The sequence below is a fragment of the Prevotella sp. ICM33 genome (assembly GCF_000517825.1).
GTDB classification, from domain to species: Bacteria; Bacteroidota; Bacteroidia; order Bacteroidales; family Bacteroidaceae; genus Prevotella; species Prevotella melaninogenica.
Genome location: NZ_JACD01000089.1, coordinates 1 through 2,666 on the forward strand (window position 1 = coordinate 1; position 2,666 = coordinate 2,666).

Below are 2,666 nucleotides of genomic sequence, written 5' to 3' on the forward strand. Positions count from 1 at the left end.
ACTAACGCCCTTTTGAAGTCCAATTAAGCACCTTTTACTTTACTACTTTATAACTAATTGATTTTCTGTTGATTGCAGACCTGACTCGTATATGTGTTTTTGCCGTTAGTTATGGATGTTTTCTTTGGAATTATGTAATGATTTTTCAATCTTTGTCTACAAAAGAAGTTTATAGATGGATTCATAAATACAAAAAAAGTAGGCTGGAATAACCAGCCTACTAAATGTCCATTATATCTAAAAAACTGAGTGTAAGAAACAATTCTTGTCACTCTAACTTTCTGAAGACCCAGAAATAAGAGTAACTTATTTATCTTGTGAGTACTGGCTTTCCCAGTTAGCCTCTTCTGGCTCTTCTCCCTTACGACCCTCAAGCTGAATAACAAAACTCTTTGCAGGGAAGTATGGAGTAATGTGAATATCAAGTAATACACGATCCTTTTGGTTTGGATCTTGCTCAATTCTCATCACTCGGAACTTCTCTATCAGACGAGTTGGACCCTGTATGCTATCAAGGAACTTCACAATCTGGCTTCTCAAGTCAGCCTCTGTGCGAGTAGTCCAGTTCTCAAATGCGCGGCGGTTCAGGAAGTCGAAAAGAACCTTAGAGATATAATCGAATACACGAACAACAGAGTAAGTCTGCAATCCAAGGTTATCACCATTGAAGAGTGTTTTAGCAGAGAATGCCATCACCTTACTATACTCGTTGACCATTGGTACAAGACCCATGCGCTCAATTTCTGAAATTTCGCTTTTCTTCAAATCGAAACGTACGCTTTCAACATCATTAAGACCACCAAATTTCTTTCCGGCAACTACCTGTGACATCAATGTGCTGTAAATCTTACCAGCGAGAGCAGATGAGCCTGGTACGTAAAGATTGTCTTCTTCTCCTACCTGTACTACCTTCTGGCGTCCTAAGAGCCAGTTACATGTCATAATAATGTTTGACTTGTATATATCTCCACCAGAATGGTCAGCATTAAAGAAGACATCAACAACATCGTCTGGTGTTTCCAAATCCTGGAAGTCAGTTAGAAGCATAACCTTATTGCTGTGTGCAATCTTACCCCACTTGTCAAGGATAGCGTTAGAGCCCAAATATCCAGGGATGACAAGCAGAGAATAGTTACGACGAAGGTCGAGACGGTCGAAGTTATGCTTAAGCTCGTTGCTGATATAGTCAATGAAAACAGGGTTGTCTAAGTCTGTCAATTGATCCATCTCAGCATTGACAATAGTGATATTCTTAACCTTCTGACTTTCTGTATTGCGATAGAATAAAGCAACTGAACGATAAGAAGTCTCAAGCTCACGTGTACGAGCCAAAACCTTACTAAGATTCTTATTCAGTAAGTCCTCAACATGCAAGGCTCTTTCCTTAGCTTTATCTCTCATCTGTTCAGCAGACTGACCAGATTTTAAGAGATCAATCCAAACTTCAAGACGATTAGCTAAAACCTTACGATCATTCTCCCATTGTGCATCAGAGAGGAAGATGTTTCGGCGTGCCTTACGTGAAGGATTCAGATTAGAAAAGCCGTCAATGATATTCTCTAAGAAAGTAAATCCGCCATACTCTTTCAGTTTGTCAAGCGCGTTGGCAGCAGAAGAGGTTCCCTGCTGTGCAATAGTACTCTTACTTATAGAAGGAGCCTGCTGTTCTTTAGCCTTTATTTTATTATTGTCCATTTTCAATTTAGTTTTTATTCTTACTTGGCTTCTGTGTTCTTAATTTCGTCAAGTGAACTCTGTAACAAATCTATTACAGCTTGACGGGTTTCTGGATTAGCCAAAGCTTTCAATAAGGCTTTATTTGATGAAAGCTGACGAGCAATCTTTATATTCTGCTCTTTCTCAACATCAAGTTTACTAAGGAAAGCACTATTCTCTTTTAGCTTTTCTGAGTCAAAATCTCCAAGATTCTTAAAGTGCATCGTCTCTGTAACATCTTCACCATTATCATCTTGCATCTCAAGTGTAACAGATGGTGAGAAATGTTCGAAGACATCTTCTACTGTTTGTAAACCATAAACCGCTTCAGGGCTTACTGGAGCCTCATCGGTTAACTTCTGTACTAACAAAGTTCTGTTGGAAGGGATGTCGGCAATTGACTCATTAGCGTCAACATTTACCTCATTTCCTCCAATTCCATAATCATAAATGGCCATATTTCTTATATTTAAGTTTTATCTAATAAATTACAAATATACTCAAATCAGGTACAAAGCTATAAAAATTATATGTAATTCTCGCAAATTAAATGTGAAAAGACATTTATAAGCTAATTTTTATTATATTTTGCCCTCTTTTAGGAATATAGTTGGGGTCATTATGTTTTATAAGCCATTTGTTTTTTTTCATTGCATAATCAACCATATAACATGTTGTCCAACCCATAGGTTTCTTACACCATTCTATTTTTGCAGCATAACGTCCTAATAGTTCTGAGCAGTCCATTGTTTTTGCACCACTTTCCAGAACAGCTGTTTACAGAATAGACTTGTTATACTTGTGAATATTCAACGCTACACGCCTTCAGATAATATAGAATTGTGATATATATGTCATCCTCATAACGTCAAGGAATAGCACAATATTATACTATTCACCAGACATACGATGACTTTCGATTTCAACTCCTTCCTGATACCGGTCATATT

At 37.5% G+C, this 2,666-nt stretch carries 3 protein-coding genes; all 3 read right to left on the bottom strand.

All coding sequences use genetic code 11. The features are described 5' to 3' along the window. Nucleotides 1-306: 306 nt before the first annotated feature. The 3 genes from HMPREF1505_RS11145 to HMPREF1505_RS11155 all read right to left on the bottom strand — a co-directional run bounded on the left by HMPREF1505_RS11145 (nt 307) and on the right by HMPREF1505_RS11155 (nt 2,463). Nucleotides 307-1,695, bottom strand: a complete 1,389-nt coding sequence (locus HMPREF1505_RS11145) for a DUF5458 family protein (RefSeq protein ID WP_081722958.1) — start codon at nt 1,693-1,695, stop codon at nt 307-309. 20 nt (nt 1,696-1,715) lie between these two features. Further along, entirely contained in the window at nt 1,716-2,174 is a 459-nt protein-coding gene (locus HMPREF1505_RS11150; RefSeq protein ID WP_036925371.1) for a hypothetical protein, read from the bottom strand. A 106-nt stretch (nt 2,175-2,280) separates the two neighbouring features. Beyond that, nucleotides 2,281-2,463 carry a hypothetical protein gene (locus tag HMPREF1505_RS11155; protein ID WP_036925373.1) on the bottom strand — a complete coding sequence of 61 codons (183 nt, stop codon included), beginning with the start codon at nt 2,461-2,463 and terminating at the stop codon, nt 2,281-2,283. Nucleotides 2,464-2,666 lie beyond the last annotated feature (203 nt).

What these genes read in the sequence shown, in the direction of transcription:
- HMPREF1505_RS11145 (WP_081722958.1), bottom strand. Translation starts at nt 1,695, where the DNA reads ATGGACAATAATAAAATAAAGGCTAAAGAACAGCAGGCTCCTTCTATA.
- HMPREF1505_RS11150 (WP_036925371.1), bottom strand. Translation starts at nt 2,174, where the DNA reads ATGGCCATTTATGATTATGGAATTGGAGGAAATGAGGTAAATGTTGAC.
- HMPREF1505_RS11155 (WP_036925373.1), bottom strand. Translation starts at nt 2,463, where the DNA reads ATGGACTGCTCAGAACTATTAGGACGTTATGCTGCAAAAATAGAATGG.